Below are 3,371 nucleotides of genomic sequence, written 5' to 3' on the forward strand. Positions count from 1 at the left end.
GCAACCGACGGGGCCGAACTGATCGCGCGTTGGGACGTGCAGGAGACCCCGCCGGATCTGCTGGTCACCAACGTGTCGATGCTCGGTGCAATGCTGTCGAGAGAAATCGAGCAGACCGTCTTCGACCAGACGAGAACCTGGCTCCAGCACGACCCCCATGCCTATTTCTACCTGGTGCTCGACGAGCTTCATCTGGTCCGGGGCTCGTCGGGGACCGAGATCGCGGGGCTCGTGCGTGCGCTCGTGCATCGCCTCGGACTTGATCAGCCTGAGACCCGCCACAAGCTTCGGATTCTCGCCTCCAGCGCGTCGCTTCCGCTTGAGGGTGACGACCGCGATCGGAGCCTTAGCTACCTTCACGACTTCTTCGGCCCCATGGGGACCTACGAAGGACCCGGTCACCCCGGTGTCACCGACCGAGAAGGATGGGCCTCGGCCATCGTCAAGGGAGAACGGGTCCTTGCGACGGTGAATCGATCCCTGCCGATCGATCCGAGGCCGTTCGCCGACTTGGTCGATGTCCTCGGCGGCGATGCGTTCGTCGGCAAGATCCATCGCAGCGACGCCCTTGACGAAGCCGTCATCGCCTGCGGAGCCGCGCTGGTCGATGTAGCGCCGGACGCGGACACGGTGCCTAGGGTGAAGGCGTACATCGAGGCCGCGGCGGCTATGCTCGCAAAAGGCTGCCAAGCCCACGAGGGCGCGGAGATGCGCGCAACCGCCGCGGACGAACTGGCCCTTCGCCTATTCGGAACGGACCAGACCGCAGCAAAGGCCCTTCGGGGTCTGACGCTGCTTCGTGGCCTCGGGGAGCGCTCCAAGGAACTCTATGGCGTCTCCGTCAGCGACACGACAACCGCCTTCCGCGAGCATGTCTTTATCCGCAGCGTCGAAGGCCTGTTCGCCACGCCATCGATCACGGGGTCCGGCACGGTCACGTTCGAAGGCCTGACCGTGGATCGGGGCACGACCTATACGCCAGGCCCCGGCGAACCACGCCGCGTCTTCGAGCTCGTATATTGTGAAGCCTGCGGCGAGGAGTTCATCGGCGGGCGCCGCGGTGAGAACCCGACGGGACCCGGACTGCCGGTCGAACTGCTTCCGGCTTCGCCTGACTTGGAATCCCTCCCCGAGACCGGCGGAGACGGCAACTACGAGGATCTGTCCTACGAGGACTTCGCGATATTCTGGCCGTCGCGACGCCCCCCCAAGCAGGGGGACAACACGATGGAGGCTTGGGTAGAGACGGTGCTGGACACGCGGAACGGAGCGGTGAGCCGCGCCGGCGCCGGAGAGCCGCAACGGATCGAAGGACGTCTGTTCCAGCTGCCCAGAAGCGGCGGCGGCAACCTGCGGCGACCAGGCACCGCAGGGCCCAACTGCTGCCCGGCCTGCGGCGCAGATTATTCCGGCCGGAGTCCGAAGTTCAGGCAATCTCCGATCCGAAACTTCCGCACGGGCTTCGCCAAGAGCTCGCAACTCGTGGCGACCGAAGTGTTCGAACTTCTGCACGCTGGGGGCGACGAGGCAAAGGCTGTGGTGTTCTCTGACAGTCGACAGGACGCCTCAAGGGCTGCGCTCGATATTGAGCGGCGGCACCACCAGGACAGTCGCCGGCAGTTACTGCTTGAAGCCCTTCGCGAGATCGCCGCCCAGCCGCGGGAGTCGATTGACGACCTCAACGCCGCGAGGGCGAGGGCGCTGGATTCGGAGGACGAGGGCGAACTGGCCCGGCTGACCGCGCGGGTCAGGGAGCTTCGAGCCTTGGGCGACGCGGACAGAATCCCGCTGTCTGCGGTTATCGAGATGCCGCCCCAGAATGGTTCACCGGCCAAGGCTGCAACCAGCGGGCTGCTCGCTCGCATGGTAAGCTTGGGCATTCACCCAACGGACGAGGTAGGGATCGCCCTCATCCCCGCCACGGCGCCGCCCGGCCAGCAGTCGAAACAGTTCGAGTGGCAACGCCTGTTCAAGTCCGCCGGGCCGCAATCCGAATGGATCTCCGAAGGCGATGGACTCGCCATCGCGGAAGCCCGCCTGGCGGTCGTGCGCGAGCAGAGGCCGCTGGTGGATGAGGTGCTCTTCTCCAAGACCTACTTCGCACTTGAAGAGACCGGCCTCGGCTATCCCACGCTGTTCAACCGGGCGGAACCGGAGGCCGACCGCTGGGATGCCTATCTTCGCGTGTTCGCCGACGCCTACCGCGTCCTCGGCAACAAGTGGGTCGATCGGAACGACAGGAAGAAGGACTGGATTGACGCGCATACCGTGGGCTCCGCCCGGGTCAGGGAATTCGCAGACGCAAGTTCGGGGGGAGACGGCAAGGCGGAGCTCGACCGCGTGCTCTCAAGATTGTCGACCCTTGGCCATATCAATGGTTTCATCGCGCCGGACCGGCTGAGCGTGCGACTCGTCGAGCCGGGCCATCCCTTTTTTGAGTGCTCGAACTGCTCTCGGGCCCACCTACACCGAGGGACGGGGGTCTGCACGCGCTGCCAAGCCGAACTTCCGCAGTCGTCGACGGGACCGGTCTCAAGGCTCCGAGAGCGCAACATTCTGGCGACGAGGGTTGAACGGACAGACCGCGACGGCCAAGGCGCATTTCGGCTTCGCTGTGAGGAGCTCACAGGTCAGACGCGGTCCCCCGCCGAGCGCCTGCGACGCTTCCGCGGCATCTTCGTCGAAAATCCGAAGGAGAAGAACCCGGAGCTTGAAAAGCTCGCGAGCGAGATCGACATGCTCTCGGTTACGACCACCATGGAGGTGGGCATCGACATCGGAGCGCTACAGGCCGTCTACCAAGCCAACATGCCGCCCCAACGCTTCAACTACCAGCAGCGGGTCGGACGCGCGGGACGTCGCGGACAGGCTTTCTCCCTAGTAGCGACCCTTTGCAGAAGCCGTAGCCACGACCTGCACTATTTCGCCCATCCAGAGGCCATCACCGGCGATGCGCCTCCTCCGCCCTTCCTCACAACCGATCACCTGGCGATACCGCTGCGGCTCCTCCGCAAGGTCTGGCTGACCTCCGCCTTCGCGCGTCTTCGTGATCAGTACGGCCGGGCCTGGGTCGGCGATGACGTGAAGCCGGAGGTGCATGGGGAGTTCATGGGATGCGTCGAGTTTTACGACGACAACAAGACTTGGCCGGCCGAGCTCTCCGAAGCTCTGCGGAAGACTGATGAGGTCCGACACAGCTTTGCACGCGTCCTTGGCCTAGGCCGGGCCGATCGCGAGGCCGAACTTCTTTCAGCTTGCGACGTCGATATGCTGATTGGAGAAATTGGGTCGCGGGCCGCCGATGGTAGAACCCGCGACGAGAACCTCTCAAGCTTCCTCGCGGAGCAGGGCCTGCTGCCCATGTACGGGAT

At 64.8% G+C, this 3,371-nt stretch carries 1 protein-coding gene; it reads left to right on the forward strand.

The features are described 5' to 3' along the window. The coding region (locus tag Q0C81_RS12570; RefSeq protein WP_291838324.1) for a helicase-related protein at positions 1-3,371 on the forward strand (3,371 nt) is incomplete at both ends.

The organism is Brevundimonas sp., from assembly GCF_023259385.1.
Taxonomy (GTDB): Bacteria; Pseudomonadota; Alphaproteobacteria; order Caulobacterales; family Caulobacteraceae; genus Brevundimonas.